Below are 18,661 nucleotides of genomic sequence, written 5' to 3'. Positions count from 1 at the left end.
GAACGTACCTCGGTAGAACCATCGACCACTACGCCGGGCAACGGCATGATCGCGCGGTGGGAGAGCATTCCGCTCTATGCGCGCATCGTGATGGCATTGGTGCTCGGCGTGATAGCGGGAATAATGCTGGGGAGCGAGGCGGCTGTTCTCGCGGTGCCCGGCAGGCTTGTCTTGCGTCTGCTTGGTGCGCTTGCGCCGGCGCTGATCCTTGCGGCGATTGTGCACACGTTCATGACGACTCATCTCGGCGGTCCACTCGCGGCTCGGCTACCGCGCTTATTGTTACTGAATACGTTGGTTGCCATTGCCGTCGGCCTGACGGTCGCCAACGTGATTCAGCCAGGGCACGGGGCAGGTATTACTCCACCATCCCCGCACGAAGAAGCTGCGAAGACCGCTAATCCGCTGGCCACCTTCTTGGAGAACGTGCCCAAGAGTCTGCTCGGGCCGCTCGCCGATGACGGCAAGGTGATCGGGGTCATCTTCATCGCCGTGGCGTTTGGGATGGCCTTGCGCAAGGAACGCCACCGTCCCCTCGGCACGGTAGGGCACCTTGTCGAACTCTTCCTGGAATCGCTGATCAAGATTTTGCATTGGATCATCGCGCTCGTGCCGTTCGCCGTCTTCGGCATCGTGGCCAGCATCGTGGGAACGGAGGGCTTCGCGCCGTTCAAGGCCCTTGGAATCTTTGTGCTATGCGTGCTGCTCGCGCTGGCGATCCAGGCGATGTATTACCTCGTTCGCGTACGCTTCGGGTCGTGGGTGTCTCCAGGGCAATTGCTGCGTGGTGGCCGCGATGCGCTGGTCATGGCCTTCTCCACGGCCAGTTCGACGGCGACGATGCCGGTGACGTATGCCGCGCTCAAAGACCGGGTGGGATTACGCGAGCAGTCCGCCAGCATGGGCGCGCTGGTCGGCGCGAATTTCAATAACGACGGCACTGCGCTCTACGAGGCGATGGCGGCCCTCTTCATCGCGCAAATGATCGGAATGGATCTAAGCGTTCAGCAGCAGCTGATGGTCGTCCTTACGAGTATCATCGCTTCAGTAGGCGCCGCCGGCATTCCGGAAGCGGGGTTGGTGACCATGACCATGGTCTTTACTGCCGTCGGCCTCCCCGTGGAATACATTCCTGTGCTGCTGACGGTGGATTGGTTTCTCGATCGCTGTCGCACTGCGATCAATGTGATGGGAGATATGAACGTCAGCTGTCTATTAGATGGAAAACAGAGGAGCGAAACACAGTTCCGGTCTGACACGACTTAAATCATTGCGACCCGGTAATGTCTTTACCGAGTTGTTCCGGAGCACATCCTTGTGAGGTAACCATGCGGTTCTCCAATCAGACGAATTCACACGTAAACCTCTGGTTCATTTTTGTGCTGCTGAACGGGTGGCTCGGCGGTTGTGCAGGAATTGAGTCGAAAGAAAGTCTCAACACGGTGACTTCAGTCGACCTTGGTCGTTACGCCGGAACTTGGTATGAGATCGCGCGGTTACCGATGTGGTTCCAGAGACATTGCGTGGATTCAAAAGCGGTCTACACGGTTCGATCGGATGGACGGGTTGGGGTGCACAACGAATGCGTGACCGACGGCGGCACGCTGGACACGGCGGAGGGTGTAGCGACTGTGGTGGACCCCCAGACGAATGCACGGCTCATGGTGGTATTCGACAACTGGTTTGCGCGGCTGTTTGGATCGTCCCGCGAGGGGAACTACTGGATTCTCGATCTCGATCCCGAGTATCGCACCGCGTTGGTGGGTACCCCTGATCGCCGACATTTGTGGATTCTAGCCCGTGCGCCGAGAATCGACGACGACAACTACCGGAACCTCGTCCAACTGGCGCGAAGGTTCGGCTATCCTGTCGAGCGTCTTATCCGCGACCAGCGCCCCGGCCCATCGTCTTAACCCACATGCCGGTGATCCAAGCGTATAATCAATTACCCGAAGATCACACTCCCTGCCCGCTTTCCCGAGCCTTCGGCTACCCTTTGCTGATTTTTTTTTGATCGTGGTGATGTGTGAGGGCCACTCGCAGCTTTTCTTCCTGCTCTTTGCTGAGCGATGTCTTGAGGATGGTTCCCTCATAGTTTGAGATTCCCGCCAACAGCTTGTCCTGGTCAACGCTCCGGATCAGCAGGAAAATCGCCGAGGTACCTCGCTTGATGGTGCTGCCCAAGTCCTTGATGAAGTTGTCGGGGATCCCGTAATCGCTGAGGAGCCCGAATTCACTGGCAGCGGTGGTCATGGCACCACCCCCTGCGCCTCCGGCGATGCTGCCTAACAGGCCCGCCAAAGGATTCATGAAGAGCAGCCCCATCAAGCCTCCCCATAGCACTCCCATGGCCACGCCATGTGTGGTGGCACCTCCGAACACATCGACGCACTGTTTCAGGTGGACTTTCCCATCCATGTCGCGGACGACGATGACGGCATCTTCCAGATCGAGGACATATTCAGTTTCCAACGCCCGCAGTTCGTTCAGCACCCGGTCGGCTGTGCCGGAGTCTTTAAATGCGATGCAGACCAGTTCACTCATGATCGCTCTCCTTTGATTCTATGTGGGCAGACCCGTTTCATCGAGACAGACGGTCAATCCTGTGGCGCATGCACTAGATAGCAGTTGGATTACTCTCAGAGCAAGGTGGGTTTTCCAGCGGTACCCTGACAGGGTAGCGGCCAAGCCTATCCTGACCCCTTGTTTTTCCACGCTCTGTTCCCTTACTCTCGACGCGTTCTCATCGAGTAGCCTCTTTATGTTACAAGCTGTTGCACTTGGTTGCAGTCGAGGATCGCGCCGGCTTTTTTCCGACCTCAACGTCAAAGTCGAGCCTGGGACCCTACTGGCCGTGGTGGGTGAGAACGGCAGCGGGAAAACCAGTCTGCTCCGTATCTTCTCCAGTTTATTGCCGCCCGAGCAAGGCGCGATCCTCTGGGAAGGGCAGGACATCCATCAGCTGAAAGAATTGTATTCTGGCCAACTGACCTATATCGGGCATCTCAATGGCATCAAGGACGATCTCACGCCGCTTGAAAATTTGACGAGTTCCATGTCGCTGGCTGGTGAACCATGTGCAGCTGCCAAAGCACAGGAAGCCTTGGAGTCGATCGGTCTGAAGCGACAGATTCATTCCTTGCCGTCTAAAGTGCTTTCGCAAGGACAGAAGCGCCGGGTTGCTCTGGCGAGGCTCTGGTTATCCACGCGACCGTTATGGCTGCTGGATGAGCCCTTCACCTCGCTCGATACAGCGGCAACGAGTGTCGTGACACAACGTTTGCATGCCCACCTGCAACGAGGCGGGCTGGCGGTCGTGGTGACGCACCAAGAGGTCGCGCTGCCGGCCGAAACGGTGCAACGACTGAGGCTGACCGGATGAAGCGCTCCAGCATGTGGGAGGCTGTCGGCGGAGTCGTCCGGCGGGATCTGCTTCTGGCCATGCGCCGACGTTCGGACGCGGCGATGTCGGTCTTTTTCTTGGTCATTGTGGTCAGCCTGTTCCCATTAGGTGTCGGGCCGGAACCGGCGGTTCTGAGGACGATCGGTGCCGGCGTATTATGGGTGGCGGCCTTGTTGGCCTGCCTCTTGTCGTTAGGACGGGTGTTTACTGCGGATTACTTAGACGGCGCCCTTGAACAGATGCTCCTCGTGCCCCAGCCTCTGGCGGTCTTGGTGGCAGGAAAGGTCCTTGCGCATTGGCTGATCTCCGGCCTGCCCGTGGTGCTGCTTTCACCGCTCCTCGGTCTTCAGTTCGGCTTGAGCGGGGAAGCCTTGGGAGTTCTCGTGATGTCGCTCTTGCTTGGGACGCCCACGTTGAGTATGATTGGTGCGATCGGCGCCGCGTTGGTGCTTGGCGTGCGGGGGAGTGGTCTACTGGTTGCCCTCCTGGTGCTTCCACTCTACGTTCCAGTGTTGATTTTTGGGGCCGGCGCCGTCACCAGCAGCATGGCCGGTATCGGCGGCGAAGCAAATCTCTCGCTACTCGGGGCCTGTCTGGTGTTGTCCCTCTTTTTGGCACCCTGGGCCACGGCGGCAGCCTTGCGCATTGCGTTGGAGTAAAACCGTTTCATGAGTACGGGCATCAACTGGCTGAAGTATTCGTCACCGCAGGCTTTTTATCCCCTGGCCGGCCGTCTCATTCCATGGTTCGCGTGCGTGGCGGTTGCCCTGATGGGCATCGGTCTCTACCTGGGATTCTTCGTCGCCCCGACCGATTTTCAGCAGGGCGATTCGTATCGGATCATCTTCGTCCATGTCCCCGCCGCCTGGATGTCCATGTTTCTGTATGTCGTCATGGCGGTGTGGGCCGGTATCGGGCTTGGGCTCAATGCACGTCTTTCCTTCATGATGGCTCAGGCGATCGCTCCCACGGGGGCGATGTTTACGTTTTTGGCATTGCTGACCGGGGCGATGTGGGGCAAGCCGACGTGGGGAGCCTGGTGGGTGTGGGATGCCAGGCTGACCTCGGAACTGATCCTCTTGTTCCAGTACGCGGGAGTGATGCTCCTACGGACCTCGATCGATGATCTGCGCCGTGCGGACCGTTCAAGCGCGGTGTTCGCGCTGGTCGGGGTCGTCAATGTTCCGATCATCTATTTTTCCGTCCAGTGGTGGAATACCTTGCATCAAGGCGCATCGGTCAGCATGTCCACCGGGTCGAAAATGGCCGCAACTATGCTGATGGCAATGCTGATCATGACCATGGCGTTTTGGCTGTACAGCATCGCGGTGATCCTCTCGCGGGCTCGATGTATCGTGGTCGAGCGGGAATCCCAACCCGTGTGGGAAGAAAAACCGGCCGTGATCCAGAACGCGGTGGAGGCTCGCTGATGCAGTGGGGAAGCGCGTCGGAATTCTTTGCGATGGGCGGTTATGGGCTCTACGTATGGACGTCGTTCATCGCCACGGCATTGTGTATGGTGTGGGAAGTCCTAGCCCTGTGGCGGCGACGGGCTGCTGCGCGGGCTGAACAGCGCGCGATGTTGTTAGGAGGCACCGATGAAACCGCGGCATAAACGCTTCGCCTTTATCGGGCTGGGGCTGCTGGTCTTGGGCGTGGCGACTGTACTGATCTTGAACGCATTTCAGAGCAACCTCGTGTTCTTTTTCACGCCCACGCAAGTCGTCGGCGGTGAAGCGCCGAAAGGGCGCAGTTTCCGGATCGGCGGGATGGTTGAAGACGGGAGCCTCGTCCGCGACAACGACGGCCTCACGGTCCATTTCATCGTCACTGACACGGCGAAGCGCGTGCCCGTCACCTACAAAGGGATTTTGCCGGACCTCTTCAAGGAAGGGAAGGGTGCGGTGGCGCAGGGGCAGTTGGTCGCCGACGGTACCTTCGTCGCCAGTGAAGTCCTGGCGAAACACGATGAAAATTACATGCCTCCGGAAGCGGCGGAAGCGCTGGCGAAGGCGAAGGCCTCCGGGGCGCAGCAAAGCAAGTCACTCGTTGTTCCTCAAGGTAGGAAAGATTCGCTATGATCCCTGAAATCGGTCATTTTGCCTTGATCCTCGCGCTCTGCGTCGCGGTGGTGCAGGGAACTCTCCCCATCTATGGTGCCGCAATCGGGAACTCGGCCCTCATGTCGATCGCCAAGCCTGCGGCGCGCGGGCAATTTCTTTTGGTCTTAACGGCATTTTGCTGTCTTGGTTACGCGTTTGCCGATAAAGATTTTTCTGTGTTGTATGTCGCGGCGACGTCGAATTCCCAACTCCCGCTGCATTATCGTCTCGCGGCCATTTGGGGCGCTCATGAAGGGTCGCTTCTGTTGTGGACTCTCATCTTGACCGTCTGGATGTTTGCAGTCACGCTCTTCTCCGCTCATCTTCCCGAAACGATGCGCTCACGCATCCTCGGGGTCATGGGCTTGGTCAGCTTGGGATTTCTCCTGTTCATGTTGACGGTTTCGAATCCATTCGAGCGGTTGATTCCGGCCGCTCCGGATGGACGTGACCTGAATCCCCTCTTGCAAGACCCTGGGATGGTCATCCATCCGCCGATGCTCTATATGGGGTATGTCGGTTTCTCGGTGGCGTTTGCGTTCGCGATCGCCGCGTTGCTGGGGGGTAACCTTGATGCCGCCTGGGCGCGCTGGTCCCGGCCATGGACCACGGTCGCGTGGTGCTTTCTGACCGTTGGAATCGCGATGGGGAGCGGCTGGGCCTATTACGAGTTGGGATGGGGAGGGTGGTGGTTCTGGGACCCGGTTGAAAACGCCTCATTCATGCCGTGGCTGGCCGGTACGGCCCTGGTCCATTCGCTGGCCGTGACGGACAAACGAGGTGGATTCAAGGTGTGGACCGTGCTTCTTGCCATTATGGCATTTTCCTTAAGCCTCCTCGGAACGTTTCTCGTGCGCTCCGGTGTCTTGACCTCCGTCCACGCCTTTGCCACCGATCCAAAACGAGGTCTCTTCATCCTGGCCTTTCTGGCCATCGTCATCGGGGGGTCGTTGATCCTCTACGCGTGGAGGGCTCCGCGTGTGGGATTGGGTGGGAGTTTCGCGATAGCCTCCAGAGAAGGGATGCTGTTGGCCAACAATGTGTTGCTGGTCGCGGCCATGGGCTCGGTCTTGCTGGGGACGTTGTATCCTTTGTTCCTGGATGCCTTGGATCTCGGGAAAATTTCCGTCGGGCCCCCGTATTTCGACTCGGTATTTGTTCCATTGATGGCGCCGGCGCTCTTCCTAATGGGGATCGGTCCGCTGGCCCAATGGAAGAAGGCCGACTTACCTGATCTGGCCAAGCGGTTGCGTTGGGCTTTCGGTGTGAGCATTGCGACGGCGATTGCCTTACCGTTTGTCATCGGAACATGGACTCCTTTGTTGAGTCTCGGTCTTCTGCTCGCGATTTGGATCGTCACGACTGCGATAGTCGGTTTGCGCGAGCGACTGACCCACGTCGACGGCCAAGGTCTCGCCGGTCGCCTGGCTGCGGTGCCCCGATCGTACTGGGGCATGCTCGTGGCGCACTGTGGCATTGCGGTCTTTGTCGTCGGCGTCACGATGGTGAAGGGATTCGAAACTGAAAAGGATGTACGGATGAACGTGGGGGAGACGGCGACCATCGGTGGCTATACGTTCCGGTTCGATGGCGCACAAGACGTCATGGGTCCGAACTATACGGCGGCGCGTGGCACCTTCCGTGTGAGTCTGGATGGTCGCGAAGCCGCGGTCTTGTATCCGGAGAAGCGGCGTTACCCCGTTCAGAATCAAATCATGACCGAAGCCGCCATCGATCCGGGGCTGCTGCGTGACCTTTATGTTTCCTTAGGCGAACCGCTCGATGATGGAGCCTGGAGCGTGCGGCTCTACCACAAGCCGTTTGTAGATTGGATTTGGGGCGGATGTCTGATTATGGCGTTGGGCGGCGTGCTGGCCGTCAGTGATCGCCGGTACCGACTTGCCTGGCGCCGACAAGAGCCGGCCGTGCCTGCTTCGACACGTCCGGCTAGGCGAAAAGTGGCATGAGTCGGTTTCTTCTGCCCTTGTCTATCTTCGTCGTGGTCGTCGGTTTTCTGGGTATCGGACTGACGCTCAATCCACGAGAGATTCCCTCTCCATTGATCGGAAAGGCTGCGCCGGATTTCTCTCAGCCTCAGCTGTACAATCAGGAGCAGGTGTTTTCACCGGCAGATATGAAAGGCAAGGTCTGGTTGCTGAACTTCTGGGCATCCTGGTGCAGCGGCTGTAAGACCGAACACCCGGTGTTGATGGAGCTGGCCAGGTCCGGTGAGGTCCCGATTTATGGCATGGATTACAAGGATCGACGGGAAGAAGCCTTGAGCTGGTTGCAGCGTTGGGGGAATCCCTATCCGATCGTCGGCGTGGATGATGCGGGGCGAGTCGGCATCAATTATGGAGTGTACGGGGTTCCGGAGACCTACGTCATCGACAAGCAGGGCATGATCCGCTATAAGCAGATCGGACCGTTGGATCCCGACACGGTGGCCAAGAAAATTATCCCGCTCGTGAAGCAGTTGGAATCACAATGATCTGGTTGGCGTTCATCATGGTGCTTGCCTCCGGGCCGGCGTGGGCCGGAGAAGCTCGGCCATTGGCCGACGATCCCGTCGCTGAAGCCCGGCTGAAACATCTCGCCGTCGAGCTTCGATGTTTGGTCTGTCAGAATCAAACACTGGCCGATTCCAATGCGCCGCTGGCAGAAGACCTCCGCCGTGAAGTGCGGGAAATGATCGCCAAAGACATGAGCGACAAGGAAATCATCGATTTTCTCGTCGAGCGCTATGGAGATTTCGTGCTCTATCGGCCGCCGCTTAAGGCGACGACCTCGCTCCTCTGGGTGGGACCGTTCGTCTTATTGGCCATCGGCGCAACCGCGCTCGTCGTGAGTCTGCGGCGTCGCTCGACCAAGGTGATCGATGTGCCGGTGACGGACGAAGAGCATCGACGAGTCGAACAACTATTGTCAGAAGGAGGCAAGCGTTCATGACCGCTACATTCTGGTTTATCGTCTCGGCCATGACTCTATGCGTCCTGGCGCTTCTTTTGAGACCGTTGTTGAAACGCCCGTCCGAGTCTACCAGTGAACAAGAGAAAACCTTGCCCATCTACCGGCAGCAATTCTCGGAATTGGAGCAGGATCGCGCCAACGGTTTGTTGACGGAGGACCAGTATCGAACGGCGCGAAGTGAACTGGATCGCCGTGTATTGGAAGAGACGGGCGCAATGGGAGCGCCGGCCGCACCCACCGGAGGAGTGTTGAATCTCCGGTTCGTCGCCCTCTTGCTGGGTATGCTCATTCCGGCTGCCAGCGGCGTGCTTTATTGGACATTGGGCAATCCTGCCGCGATGACGCACCCGGCGGTTCCCACGATGGCTTCACAAGGCGGACCGGGCGATGATGCTCAGATGGCGGATAGTCTCAATTCGCTGATCGAGCAGTTGAGAAAGAGGCTCGAGCAGAATCCGAACGATGCAGTAGGGTGGGGGCTCTTAGCGCGATCCTATATGGCCATGGAACGGTACGCCGATGCGGTGCCGATTTTTGAGAAGGCGACGAAGCTCGATCCCAATAACGCGAGTCTCCTGGCCGACTACGCCGATGCGCTCGGTGTTCATCAAGGGCGCAAGCTGGATGGAAAACCGGAAACCTTGATTCAAAAGGCGTTGAAGCTTGAACCTCACAATGTGAAGGCGCTTATGTTGTCAGGGACGATCGCGTACAACCGAAAAGATTTTGCGCGCGCCGCCAAGGAGTGGGAAGATGCGCATGCCCATCTTCCTCCCGACGACCAGGAGTCATCCGACCAGCTGAAGGCCAGTATTGCCGAAGCCAAACGGCATCTCGGCGGCGGTCCCAGTATGAACATGTTGGTGGCAAATCCTCCAATGGAACAGGCCAAGCCCGCCAAACCGGCGGCGCAATCCGGACAGTCGCGTGCGATTACGGGTAAGGTGGTGTTAGGGCCGAATCTGGCCGGTAAAGCGTCTCTCCCGGATACCTTATTTGTGTTTGCGAAAGATGTGGCCGGCCCTCCGATGCCGGTGTCAATCGTACGGGCGTCGAAAAAAGATTTACCGTTTACATTTCGACTCGACGATTCCACCAGTCCCATGCCGTCAAGGAAATTATCCGACATCGACACAGTGGTGATCGTCGCACGCTTGTCGAAGTCCGGAAAAGCGATGGCTGAGAGCGGTGATCTGGAAGGCATGAGTCAGCCGATCAAGCCCGGGACAGAAAACATCACCGTGGTCATCGATCGAGAGCGACCGTAGCTTTTATGTTGATCGTGCGTTCGTTGCAGATTTGTTTCATGTCCGTGTCGGTCAATCTTTGCAGAAATTCTCTTGACACTTTGTTTGGACCTAAGCTATATTTTCGCGCCATTTCAGGAAGTTGAAACAACGAACTCTAGAAAGACCTTACTGCTGACAATGAGTATGCTTTCGACGAACATTTTTATGAAGAAAAGTGCGCACTGCCTCTCAAACGGAAGGAGTACTACTGTGGGAGTCAAGCATTTGGTGAAGTATGCCCTGGTGGTTTGCGGCGTGTTGGTCGCCGCACAAGCGCAGGCGGATTTTCCCACCGTGCCGAAGGAGACGTATGAGGCGCTGAAGATCGAGCGCTCGGCGTCGCCGAAGGAGCTGTACGAAGCGCTGCTGAAGCGGTACATGGATCCGGCGCAGAACGGGGTCGGGAAGGGCAAGTACGGGGAATATTGGCAACCCGTCTCTTTCAGTAAGTACTTTGATCCGCACACCTTCTATAAGCCGCCGCAAGCGGTGAAAGAAGTGGCGAGCCGCGAGCAATGCGTCAAGTGCCACACCGACGAGTCCCCGGGCTGGGTGGCCGCGTGGAAGAAGAGCACCCACGCGAACCTGGACAAGATCCGCAAGCTCACGCCGAAAGACGAGACTTTCTATAAGAAAGCCAAGCTGGAGGCCATTGAGGACAACCTGCGCTCGATCGGCAAGCTCGGCAAGGGCGAGAACCTCAAAGAAGTCGGTTGCATCGATTGCCACTTCGACATCAACACCAAGAACAAAGCCGATCACCGCAAAGACATCAAGTTGGCGACTGCCGACACCTGCGGCACCTGCCACTTACAGGAGTTTGCGGAACGCGAGTCGGAGCGGGACACCATCACGTGGCCGAAGGATCAATGGCCGAAGGGCCGGCCGTCCCATGCGTTGGACTATCGCGCCAACGTCGAAGTGGAAGTCTATGCGGGCATGCCGCAGCGGGAAATCGCCGACGGCTGCACGGGCTGCCACGTCAATCAGAACAAGTGCGACACCTGCCATGCGCGGCATGAGTTCTCCGCCGCCGAATCCCGCAAGCCGGAAGTCTGCGCCCAGTGCCACAGCGGGGCCGACCACAACAACTGGGAAGCCTACAACCTGTCCAAACATGGCTTGAAGTATCAACGCGACAAAGCGCATTGGAACTTCAACATCCCCATCAAGGATGCGATCGGCAAAGGGGCGGCTACCGCGCCGACCTGTCAGTACTGCCACATGGAATATCAGGGCAAGATCGCCCACAACGTGGTGCGGAAAGTTCGCTGGGCCAACTATCCCTTCGTGCCCGGCATCCGCGAGAACATCAAGACCGACTGGGCCGAAAAGCGCAACGATGCCTGGGTGAAGACCTGTACGCAATGTCACTCCGAGACGTACGCCCGGGCATGGTTGGAGTTCATGGACAACGGGACCTTCTCCGGCTTGGATAAGTACGATGAAGCCCATCATACCGTCGAAGAGCAGTACAAGGCGGGCCTGTTGACCGGGCAGAAGACCAACCGTCCGGCGCCGCCCGCGCCGGAGACCGATGGGTTTGAGAAGTTCTTCCAGATTTATTGGTCGAAGGGCAACAACCCGGCGGCCAATGAGTTGAAGCTATTCGAAATGGCGGAAGATCACCTGGTGCAATTGCACGTGAGCTTGGCCCACCAATATTGGGGCTACACCTATACGGTGGGATGGGCGGCCATGAATCGGGCCTATGTCGAAATCATGGATGACGACACGCGGCTGAAAGAGAATCTCGCCCTCCAAGCACGGGTGGCGAAGCTTGAGAGTCAGGTTAAGCACAGCATGCTGGATCTGGACAGTGAAACCGGCAAGCTCTCCCTCGGCGGGATCGGGGGCGGGATGATGTTGGCCGGGACGATTGCGATTGCCGGATGGCGGAGGCGTGGAAGGAAGGAGCGTTGATCTCGACCGCTCCGTCCCTGGGTGCCCCCGTGTCACATCCGTCAGGGGCTAAATTCCTCCCGTCACTAGGACTCCTCCTGGTGACGGGAGGTCTTTTTCTGAGCGGATGGGTTGCGTATCTTTGGTTTAAGCCAGCGCCTGCTCCATATAGCTATCACCTTGTGGACGAAGGTCCCGTCACAAAGTTTGACAACCTTGCGTTGCAAAACTGGCCGGACTTGAAAGTCAGTAAATACGAAATTCGCGTTCAATCGGTGGATAAACCCATCGCCATTGCCTATCGAGCAAGTAGAGGAGCTGGATCGTCGGTTTTCCTAAATTGGGAGAATCTACTTTCTGAACCAGTCGGGGCGATGGGAGGAGATCTTCCGGAATTGGCTGCAGTCGCTGTCGATATTACAAAGCATGTTCCAGAAGGCGCCGCCCTTCTCGCCTGGTGGGACACGTCGCGTCAACTCGGGCTGTTATCCGATCGACATACTGTCTTCACATCTCATCTGGGGCAGCCTTTGATCACCCCTTCTTATTGGAAGGAACGAACTGAGGTCATCAGCAAGTACGAACGACAGTTCTGGGGAGCGGAAGGATCCGCCGAAGAGCAGAAAAGGTTCCAGAATTTTGCGGATATATTAGCCTCTGAGCCGAGCAAAGGGGCAGCCATGCTTCGAGAATTTGTCGGCTCTCAGGAAGCCTATATCGTCGTTCACCCTGCTGACCTCTATAAGCTTGGCCTCATGCGGCCGGATCGGCTCGACATTGCATTTAAGGATTTTCCTTTGACGGGTAACGTCCATGGACTGGTTGGGCAGGTCAAGGCATGGATGAAGGAGAATGGTTACGATACCTATACGCTCCAGTCTCTGTCAGAAAAAGCGGTGCGTGCCTACTTCTTAAATGAAAGTAAAAAAGGGAAGACACTCCTGTCCCAAATGCTCCCGCTAATGAATTCAAAGCCGGTTGATTTTGAAGCATTGCAAGTTGTCCATAAGCAAGGCGGATATTGGGTCTACAAAATTCCATCTGCCTCAAGCGGTGCGAATGACAATAAACCCTAATTATCTGAGTAGCAGTCCCGCATAGCTCATGGTAAACTGAGCTCGCGTCCAATCAAGCAAATGAAACGGGCGTTCAACTCTGATGAATAAAGAAACGTTCAGATCTAGACAACAGAAAGTGATCAGTGATCTTAATCATACATTCGTGGGAAAGGAGATGCCGTGAATCGTCGCATTGTGTTCGCATTTGCCGCTGCGGCGGTATTTCTAGTAGTAGCAGGGACAGCCTCCGCCGAAGGGACATTTGAAGGCCGGAAAAAGTGCTTCAACTGTCACAAAGGCGAGGGCGAGGCGTGGGAAAAGACTCTCCATGGTAAGGCCATGGAGTCGCTCAAGCCCAGCAGAGGCAAGAAGAAGGACGAGGCGATGGTCAAGGCCAAGCTGGACCCCAAGAAGGACTATACCAAAGACAAGGATTGCGTTGGATGCCACGTTGATGGGTTCGGTAAGGAAGGCGGCTACGTCATCGAAGAACCGGAGAAGTTCTTGACCGGTGTGGGTTGCGAATCCTGCCACGGGGCCGGTAGCGATTACCGGAAGATTCATAGAAAGGCAGGGGAAGCTTTTGAAAAGTCCCAGAAGACGATGGAGCGGGCCAATCTTGTTGAGGCTGGCCAGGAGTTTGAGTTTCAGGAGAAGTGCAATGCCTGCCACTTGAACTATGAAGGATCGCCATGGAAAGGTGTGAAGAAGCCGTACACTCCATTCACACCCAAGGTGGATAAGAAGTATGAATTTGATTTTGAAAAGTCCGTCCGTGATGACAAGGCCATGCATGCGCATTTCAAGTTGGCCGGCACCTTTACAGGGCCACCGATGCCAAAGTTCCATGAAGAGTTCCAGAAGTCAGCCAAGCCTCCGGTGAAGTCCGACAAGGCTGGGGAAGAATAGCGATGGGAAAGATCGGTACTCTTGCAGCAGGCGCAATTCTCACAGTTGTCTTCATCGTCGTGGTATTCGGCGGTGAGGCGGCTGTCTCTCGAACGGAATTCTGTATCAGCTGCCATTCTGAAATTTATCCCTATGAGGAGCTGAAGAAGTCTTCGCATTGGGGTGCGCTAGGGATGGATCCGGGCTGTAAGGATTGTCACGTGCCTCAGGGCCTGTCGAACTTCCACAAGGCTATTTATACGCACGTGGTAGATGGTGTGCCCTTTCTGATCAAGGAATTCACCACGGATTATTCAACCGTCGAAAAGTTCAATGAGCATCGTCCAGAGGCTGCTTACCGGGCTCGCATGAAGCTGAAGGAGTGGGACAGCTTGACGTGCCGAGCTTGCCACAAGAACACGAAACCACCAGGTGCTTCAGCCAAGGCTGCGCATGCCAAAATGCAGAGCGAAGGGGCTACGTGTATAGACTGTCATCAAAACCTGGTGCACAAGAAGGTACCAGAGAACGATCTGAACGCGAGCCTTGCCCAGGGACGCCCTGTGCTGAAGGAAGTCAAAAAGAAGAAGGATGACGACGACGAAGACGAATAAGAGAAGCTAAGCGTAATAGTTGCGGGTTGCCGAGAAGCCAGGACTGCACACAATGGTTGTGATGCACTCCTGGCTTTCTCATTTGTACAAATTTGAAAAATGAGCTTCCTACTTGCTCCCTTCCATTGGGTCATTCAGTCTTGATGACGTATTCTCGATTGCCCCAGTATCCGCACGTCGCGTGAGCTTGCTTCGCTACCTTGGAGAGAGATAGGTGCAGTCAGCAAGATCTCTGGCAAGATCCACATCGTCTATATCGTCGTGCATCACCCTATTAGCAGCGGCCACCGTCCATCGTGGGCATGGGCGTTCGATCAGAATCAATGTGCTTCCCGCTTGAACTCGGCCTTCCCTGAGTACCCGAAAATACCACCCTGTCCGACCCGTTTCTTGGACCTGAACAGCTAAATCCTTAACCCGCCAGCGGCGAGCCAATTCCCAGCATGGTTGTCTTGGTTGAGATATTTGGACGAGTGATTCGCCGATCTCAAACACATCCCCGATACAGACGGTGTCCTCCAACAGACCCTCGGTTGTAAAGTTTTCACCAAAGGCTCCAAGCGGTAGGCCAGGTAAGACTAAGGCTTCAGTCCAATAGACGTAGTGCTCGATAGGGTAGGCATTGACGGCCTTTTCTGGTCCACCGTGGTTCTCAAGGTCCGCCTGTCCGTCACCGGCGAGATTAGTCCGTCCAAGCCACACAAAGCCGGATGTCGGCTCCTTAAAAAACCCTGTGGTCCAGACTTGATCCAGAGGATTCGGCGAGTCGCCGTTTCCCACAGTCCTCGGTAGTCCAACTTGCACAGAAAGCACTTTTGCGGTGCCGGAGTTGTTCAGGATCAGCTCCTAGGCTCAATAAATCGATCGGATAATCATGATATAAATGACGTCGATACATGAGACTAGGCACTGAGGAGTCCCAGGTTGTAGGAGGTTCTCACCCATAGCTCGTACGACAGTGTTTCAATCTTGCTGCAGCAGGATGTCCGAGGTGAAAATGATCCATGGTGCAGCGAAGATAGAAATCTATGGTGGGGTCCTTCACGCCGTAACGATCTTCAGGAGTTACGGGTTCAATTCAAAATTCTTCCGGACCTGTACCACTCACAGATGCGTTTGATTCCATGTAAGGTAGGTCCTGCTCCTCCGATAGCGACTGCGTCAACCAAACAGTACCAGGCACCAACTCCGCTGGGCGGATTCCCCTGAGGCCATCCCAATAACGGGTCGATGGCCGCCCATTTCCAAGCGCCGACGGCAGTACCGATCAATTCCAACCATGTCGTAATGAAAAAGGCGGCGAGGTATACCATCGGCGAACGGCCGATAATCAGCCATACTAAAAATATGCAGAACAGCAACGCGCCGACCGCATCCCCGCGATCCGGGAACCCGCTGACCCCCCAGAGAGACCAGGCGCCCCATATTCCCACCACGAAGATCGCGATTCTTCCGGGATGCCGTACAAACAGGCCGGATCGTGCTAACGCAACTGCGGTTAGGTACACCATTCCATGACCTGGCGGGACATAGGCAGGCACGTTTTCAAACCTATATGTGTAACCACCCATATAGATAGAGGCAAAGTGCTCACCGACCGTGGCAAACAGAACGGCAATGGCAACCTGGATTCTGGTTTCTCTGCTTTCTCCAAACAACAATGCTCCGAGACAAATCCACGCCAGCACTCCCAACGTCTGTTGCCGTTCGACGCTCGCGCTGATCTCAAACAGAGAACTAATTCCAACGCAGAGGAATGTAAATGCGGCGATCACATAATCACGCATTCGATGCGTATCGAGGGCTCCTGCTTTCGGAAAATGCCGGAGGGCAATCCGCTCTGCGGCATTGAACCAAGTTCCAAGCTGAGGGGTACTCGAAGGTGCGTCCATGGGTCAGATGGAGTCTATAGAGCAGAGCGCATGCGCGATATGCTGTTTAAGACTAATGGGATTTGGTGAAGCCAGGTTGTGTAATTTCGCGGGTATCATACAGGACCGTTGGCGAACGGGCAAGATCTGGTGAGGTCATCGAGCTCCCCCCAAACGTGACACCTGAGGTGTCATAAATGAAACTGATTTTCGCGTATGCCCTGTTAAGGAGCCGTATGAGTACCGAATTTGAAGAGAGATTATTCTGAAGGAGGGAAACAGCTTGCGAGTAAGAGAGCAAAGAAAAACGCCGACCCGCCTTGCTACCTTGCGATAGGGGCGGATCGGCGTCTTACTAAACGAGCAGTGCTCTAGGCTCCCAGTCGTGTAAAGACAGGGAGAACCGGAGCCCAGATCGGATTGATGAGTCGATCACCCTTCTCAGTCCAGGACATCAACAATCCTGCGAAGCGCTGATCCGGATCGTGGAGGATGTCCACCAACCGCTGCACTTCCCACAGAACGTCCTTGGACTCAATCTTGATGTCGACCGTCTGACCAGGCAGGATCGGGGCTTCATTGTCCATCGTCAAGCCGGCCGATGCAACTAGCTCAGCCGGATAGTTTGGATCAAGTTTGGCTGCCCCCATCTTGTTGGTAAACCGGATGCCAGCGGTCGTGAATTCACCGATGGTCACAGGTTCGGTGCCGTTATTGGTCGCATGAAGAGTCATGCGCAAGGCCCGGCCTGGGACGTCGTATTCAGCATGAGTGACTTCCACCACGAACGGGTTCGGCTTGATCGGCATCGGCTTGACCTTGGTCTCACCGGCCTGAAGCGGTACGCTGACAGGATGGCGTGAATCTGCCGCCAAGTATCCGACGACCACAACGACCAACACGAAGATCAACACCGCAGCTCCGACCTTCCGATCGATGGGGTCAAGCAGAATCTCATCCCCATACGCTGCCAGCACCCGTGCACGGACCAGGTACATCGGCCGGATCATGAAGAAGCCGACCCAGAAGATGGCCACAGCCGCCCAGAACAGGTGCCACATGATACCGGTGGCAGTACCCATCGTTTCTGAGTCGAACGTTTCTCCGGTAAGGGTCTTGATCGGATTGGTGAAATCCTCATATCGACCCGTGATGTCCATCCATCCACCTGGCCCTGCGATCGGACCGGCATCCTTAACGGCAAACATCGGATGGATATGATGATGGCCGGGGAGTCGAGCCTTCAAGACGACCACATACTCGTAATCTCGGCCAATTTCCATGGGACCCGCAACAAACATTGGCGTCCCATTGATCTTTGAGCTGAGACGCACAAAGACGGAACTGGGAGAACCGATGTTGAGGAACGTCCGGGTTGGTTTTACAACCGCACGAGGCCAATCCTCGGACAAATGAAACTTCCCCCTCAGCTCTGTCACATCATTAACCTTGGTCGACTTTCCAACCCATTCAGTGTCGTACCAATTCACGGTACGCATCCGCAGGAATGGTTCCTGTGATCGCTCTCCGTGAGCGAATGCAGGAGTGATATCGAGAACCGGCGTGAATGCCAGCGTCGCCACCCCGCAAAATCCCATTATCCAGAGTTTAAAGGCGTGTTTGGCGTTCATGCTTTCCCTCCGACTTTGGCCTTGTCCTGGTTCGCCAACGTGGCGTACGCGAACACATCGTACACTTTGGTCGTCCGCTGCCGGTCATCCGTCAGGTAGAAGTAGGACGTGCAGAAGAACTTCCCGAACTGCCACCACAGGATGTACATCAACGACGACGCGAAGGCCGCGAAGAACGAGGAGATCATCGTGCTGTGCCCGCCGAACGTCCGCAGCGAGCCCACTTCGATCATCCGAATGTACTCCGGCGTCCCGGTCCGGACATACGCAAAGCCCATGTAGTCCGCCCACGACAGCAAGGTGCCGTCGATGACGAGCGGCGTATGGCTATAGGCGAAGATGGCCCAGTTGGTCGGATAGAACAACGCGGCAAACAGCCACGCCCCGATCACCGCCGTCAACGTCCAGTTCCGGGTCAACAACAAGACGATGTCCAGCACCAGCGCGCTCGGCAGCAGGGTGGACGGCATCACGAAGTTATACGGATAGTTCGACCACCACCACCAGGCGGCCACGATCGTCACCCACTTCCCGGCCAGCAGCGCCAGAATCGTGATCGTCGCCCCAAAGGGCTGCCGATAGTTCACCCAATTGTAATATTGCAGGGCCGCACAAAAGGTAATCGCGGTGACGGGCGTCACGATCGGCCACCACTGCCGATCCTTCCAATCAATCCAGAAATCCCAGTCCCCCGCCAGCAGGTCGAAGTGCATGTGGAACGTGCCCACGATGGTCACAAACAAGATCGGAATGAAATAAATGTAGTCGATGTGCCTGGACATCGCCACGCCTTCCGGCGGCAACTTCGAGGCCTTAATAATCTCATCGGTTCTAAACATAACTGACATCCTCCGTCATTCCAGCCGGCTGAGGCTGGCCCGACGCTCAGTACTTCGAGCGCCGAAACCACCCTCTCATGCCGGCCTCATGGTT

20 protein-coding genes are annotated in these 18,661 nt (G+C 56.3%); 15 read left to right on the top strand and 5 right to left on the bottom strand.

Annotation, left to right across the window (positions count from 1 at the left end):
* Nucleotides 1-45: 45 nt before the first annotated feature.
* Nucleotides 46-1,266 (top strand): dicarboxylate/amino acid:cation symporter, encoded by a 1,221-nt coding sequence (locus H8K04_14145; protein ID UVT17990.1) that lies wholly within the window; start codon nucleotides 46-48, stop codon nucleotides 1,264-1,266.
* A 62-nt stretch (nucleotides 1,267-1,328) separates the two neighbouring features.
* Entirely contained in the window at nucleotides 1,329-1,913 is a 585-nt protein-coding gene (locus H8K04_14140) for a lipocalin family protein (protein UVT14964.1), read from the top strand.
* Between the two features lie 76 nt (nucleotides 1,914-1,989).
* Here H8K04_14140 and H8K04_14135 read toward each other — a convergent pair whose 3' ends face one another.
* Entirely contained in the window at nucleotides 1,990-2,544 is a 555-nt protein-coding gene (locus tag H8K04_14135) for a DUF1269 domain-containing protein (GenBank protein ID UVT14963.1), read from the bottom strand.
* A 217-nt stretch (nucleotides 2,545-2,761) separates the two neighbouring features.
* On the opposite strand from H8K04_14135, the gene ccmA reads away from it, so the two are divergent.
* The 13 genes from ccmA to H8K04_14070 all read left to right on the top strand — a co-directional run bounded on the left by ccmA (nucleotide 2,762) and on the right by H8K04_14070 (nucleotide 14,226).
* Nucleotides 2,762-3,382, top strand: a complete 621-nt coding sequence (ccmA, locus tag H8K04_14130; protein UVT14962.1) for a cytochrome c biogenesis heme-transporting ATPase CcmA — start codon at nucleotides 2,762-2,764, stop codon at nucleotides 3,380-3,382.
* Entirely contained in the window at nucleotides 3,379-4,062 is a 684-nt protein-coding gene (ccmB, locus tag H8K04_14125; GenBank protein UVT14961.1) for a heme exporter protein CcmB, read from the top strand. The genes ccmA and ccmB overlap by 4 nt, the downstream gene beginning before the upstream one ends.
* Before the next feature lie 9 nt (nucleotides 4,063-4,071).
* Entirely contained in the window at nucleotides 4,072-4,833 is a 762-nt protein-coding gene (gene ccsA, locus H8K04_14120; GenBank protein UVT14960.1) for a cytochrome c biogenesis protein CcsA, read from the top strand.
* Entirely contained in the window at nucleotides 4,833-5,018 is a 186-nt protein-coding gene (gene ccmD, locus H8K04_14115; GenBank protein ID UVT14959.1) for a heme exporter protein CcmD, read from the top strand. Before ccsA ends, ccmD begins: the two co-directional genes overlap by 1 nt.
* The gene (gene ccmE, locus H8K04_14110) at nucleotides 5,002-5,484 is read left to right on the top strand and encodes a cytochrome c maturation protein CcmE (GenBank protein ID UVT14958.1); all 483 of its coding nucleotides are present in this window, start codon (nucleotides 5,002-5,004) and stop codon (nucleotides 5,482-5,484) included. The genes ccmD and ccmE overlap by 17 nt, the downstream gene beginning before the upstream one ends.
* Complete coding sequence (locus H8K04_14105) at nucleotides 5,481-7,472, top strand: heme lyase CcmF/NrfE family subunit (protein UVT14957.1); 1,992 nt, start codon at nucleotides 5,481-5,483, stop codon at nucleotides 7,470-7,472. Before ccmE ends, H8K04_14105 begins: the two co-directional genes overlap by 4 nt.
* The gene (locus H8K04_14100) at nucleotides 7,469-7,996 is read left to right on the top strand and encodes a DsbE family thiol:disulfide interchange protein (GenBank protein UVT14956.1); all 528 of its coding nucleotides are present in this window, start codon (nucleotides 7,469-7,471) and stop codon (nucleotides 7,994-7,996) included. Before H8K04_14105 ends, H8K04_14100 begins: the two co-directional genes overlap by 4 nt.
* Nucleotides 7,993-8,454 carry a cytochrome c-type biogenesis protein CcmH gene (locus H8K04_14095; protein UVT14955.1) on the top strand — a complete coding sequence of 154 codons (462 nt, stop codon included), beginning with the start codon at nucleotides 7,993-7,995 and terminating at the stop codon, nucleotides 8,452-8,454. The genes H8K04_14100 and H8K04_14095 overlap by 4 nt, the downstream gene beginning before the upstream one ends.
* A complete protein-coding gene (ccmI, locus tag H8K04_14090) occupies nucleotides 8,451-9,743 on the top strand; it encodes a c-type cytochrome biogenesis protein CcmI (GenBank protein ID UVT14954.1) in 1,293 nt (430 codons plus the stop codon). Before H8K04_14095 ends, ccmI begins: the two co-directional genes overlap by 4 nt.
* A 186-nt stretch (nucleotides 9,744-9,929) precedes the next feature.
* Nucleotides 9,930-11,687: a hydroxylamine reductase gene (locus H8K04_14085; GenBank protein ID UVT14953.1), complete on the top strand. Its 1,758-nt coding sequence runs from the start codon at nucleotides 9,930-9,932 to the stop codon at nucleotides 11,685-11,687.
* Between the two features lie 80 nt (nucleotides 11,688-11,767).
* On the top strand, nucleotides 11,768-12,742 hold the full coding sequence (haoB, locus tag H8K04_14080) for a hydroxylamine oxidation protein HaoB (protein ID UVT14952.1): 975 nt from the start codon (nucleotides 11,768-11,770) through the stop codon (nucleotides 12,740-12,742).
* A 162-nt stretch (nucleotides 12,743-12,904) separates the two neighbouring features.
* Nucleotides 12,905-13,633: a cytochrome C554 gene (locus H8K04_14075; protein ID UVT14951.1), complete on the top strand. Its 729-nt coding sequence runs from the start codon at nucleotides 12,905-12,907 to the stop codon at nucleotides 13,631-13,633.
* Between the two features lie 2 nt (nucleotides 13,634-13,635).
* A complete protein-coding gene (locus H8K04_14070; protein UVT14950.1) occupies nucleotides 13,636-14,226 on the top strand; it encodes a NapC/NirT family cytochrome c in 591 nt (196 codons plus the stop codon).
* Nucleotides 14,227-14,421: 195 nt separating this feature from the next.
* Here the strand turns inward: H8K04_14070 and H8K04_14065 are convergent, their stop codons facing one another.
* From H8K04_14065 to H8K04_14050, 4 genes are all read right to left on the bottom strand, one after another.
* Entirely contained in the window at nucleotides 14,422-15,030 is a 609-nt protein-coding gene (locus tag H8K04_14065) for an MOSC domain-containing protein (protein ID UVT14949.1), read from the bottom strand.
* 269 nt (nucleotides 15,031-15,299) lie between these two features.
* On the bottom strand, nucleotides 15,300-16,013 hold the full coding sequence (locus H8K04_14060; GenBank protein ID UVT17989.1) for a hypothetical protein: 714 nt from the start codon (nucleotides 16,011-16,013) through the stop codon (nucleotides 15,300-15,302).
* Nucleotides 16,014-16,468: 455 nt separating this feature from the next.
* On the bottom strand, nucleotides 16,469-17,728 hold the full coding sequence (locus H8K04_14055; GenBank protein ID UVT14948.1) for a methane monooxygenase/ammonia monooxygenase subunit B: 1,260 nt from the start codon (nucleotides 17,726-17,728) through the stop codon (nucleotides 16,469-16,471).
* Nucleotides 17,725-18,567 (bottom strand): methane monooxygenase/ammonia monooxygenase subunit A, encoded by an 843-nt coding sequence (locus H8K04_14050; protein UVT14947.1) that lies wholly within the window; start codon nucleotides 18,565-18,567, stop codon nucleotides 17,725-17,727. Before H8K04_14050 ends, H8K04_14055 begins: the two co-directional genes overlap by 4 nt.
* Nucleotides 18,568-18,661 lie beyond the last annotated feature (94 nt).

The organism is Nitrospira sp., from assembly GCA_024760525.1.
Taxonomy (GTDB): Bacteria; Nitrospirota; Nitrospiria; order Nitrospirales; family Nitrospiraceae; genus Nitrospira_D.
Note: the sequence above shows the minus strand (reverse complement) of the source record. Positions and strands in the feature narration are given on the sequence as shown.

What these genes read in the sequence shown, in the direction of transcription:
- ccsA (UVT14960.1), top strand. Translation starts at nt 4,072, where the DNA reads ATGAGTACGGGCATCAACTGGCTGAAGTATTCGTCACCGCAGGCTTTT.
- ccmE (UVT14958.1), top strand. Translation starts at nt 5,002, where the DNA reads ATGAAACCGCGGCATAAACGCTTCGCCTTTATCGGGCTGGGGCTGCTG.
- H8K04_14105 (UVT14957.1), top strand. Translation starts at nt 5,481, where the DNA reads ATGATCCCTGAAATCGGTCATTTTGCCTTGATCCTCGCGCTCTGCGTC.
- H8K04_14135 (UVT14963.1), bottom strand. Translation starts at nt 2,544, where the DNA reads ATGAGTGAACTGGTCTGCATCGCATTTAAAGACTCCGGCACAGCCGAC.
- H8K04_14055 (UVT14948.1), bottom strand. Translation starts at nt 17,728, where the DNA reads ATGAACGCCAAACACGCCTTTAAACTCTGGATAATGGGATTTTGCGGG.
- ccmD (UVT14959.1), top strand. Translation starts at nt 4,833, where the DNA reads ATGCAGTGGGGAAGCGCGTCGGAATTCTTTGCGATGGGCGGTTATGGG.
- H8K04_14140 (UVT14964.1), top strand. Translation starts at nt 1,329, where the DNA reads ATGCGGTTCTCCAATCAGACGAATTCACACGTAAACCTCTGGTTCATT.
- H8K04_14050 (UVT14947.1), bottom strand. Translation starts at nt 18,567, where the DNA reads ATGTTTAGAACCGATGAGATTATTAAGGCCTCGAAGTTGCCGCCGGAA.
- H8K04_14145 (UVT17990.1), top strand. Translation starts at nt 46, where the DNA reads ATGATCGCGCGGTGGGAGAGCATTCCGCTCTATGCGCGCATCGTGATG.
- ccmA (UVT14962.1), top strand. Translation starts at nt 2,762, where the DNA reads ATGTTACAAGCTGTTGCACTTGGTTGCAGTCGAGGATCGCGCCGGCTT.
- H8K04_14100 (UVT14956.1), top strand. Translation starts at nt 7,469, where the DNA reads ATGAGTCGGTTTCTTCTGCCCTTGTCTATCTTCGTCGTGGTCGTCGGT.
- H8K04_14070 (UVT14950.1), top strand. Translation starts at nt 13,636, where the DNA reads ATGGGAAAGATCGGTACTCTTGCAGCAGGCGCAATTCTCACAGTTGTC.
- ccmB (UVT14961.1), top strand. Translation starts at nt 3,379, where the DNA reads ATGAAGCGCTCCAGCATGTGGGAGGCTGTCGGCGGAGTCGTCCGGCGG.
- H8K04_14085 (UVT14953.1), top strand. Translation starts at nt 9,930, where the DNA reads ATGAAGAAAAGTGCGCACTGCCTCTCAAACGGAAGGAGTACTACTGTG.
- H8K04_14060 (UVT17989.1), bottom strand. Translation starts at nt 16,013, where the DNA reads ATGCGTGATTATGTGATCGCCGCATTTACATTCCTCTGCGTTGGAATT.
- H8K04_14095 (UVT14955.1), top strand. Translation starts at nt 7,993, where the DNA reads ATGATCTGGTTGGCGTTCATCATGGTGCTTGCCTCCGGGCCGGCGTGG.
- ccmI (UVT14954.1), top strand. Translation starts at nt 8,451, where the DNA reads ATGACCGCTACATTCTGGTTTATCGTCTCGGCCATGACTCTATGCGTC.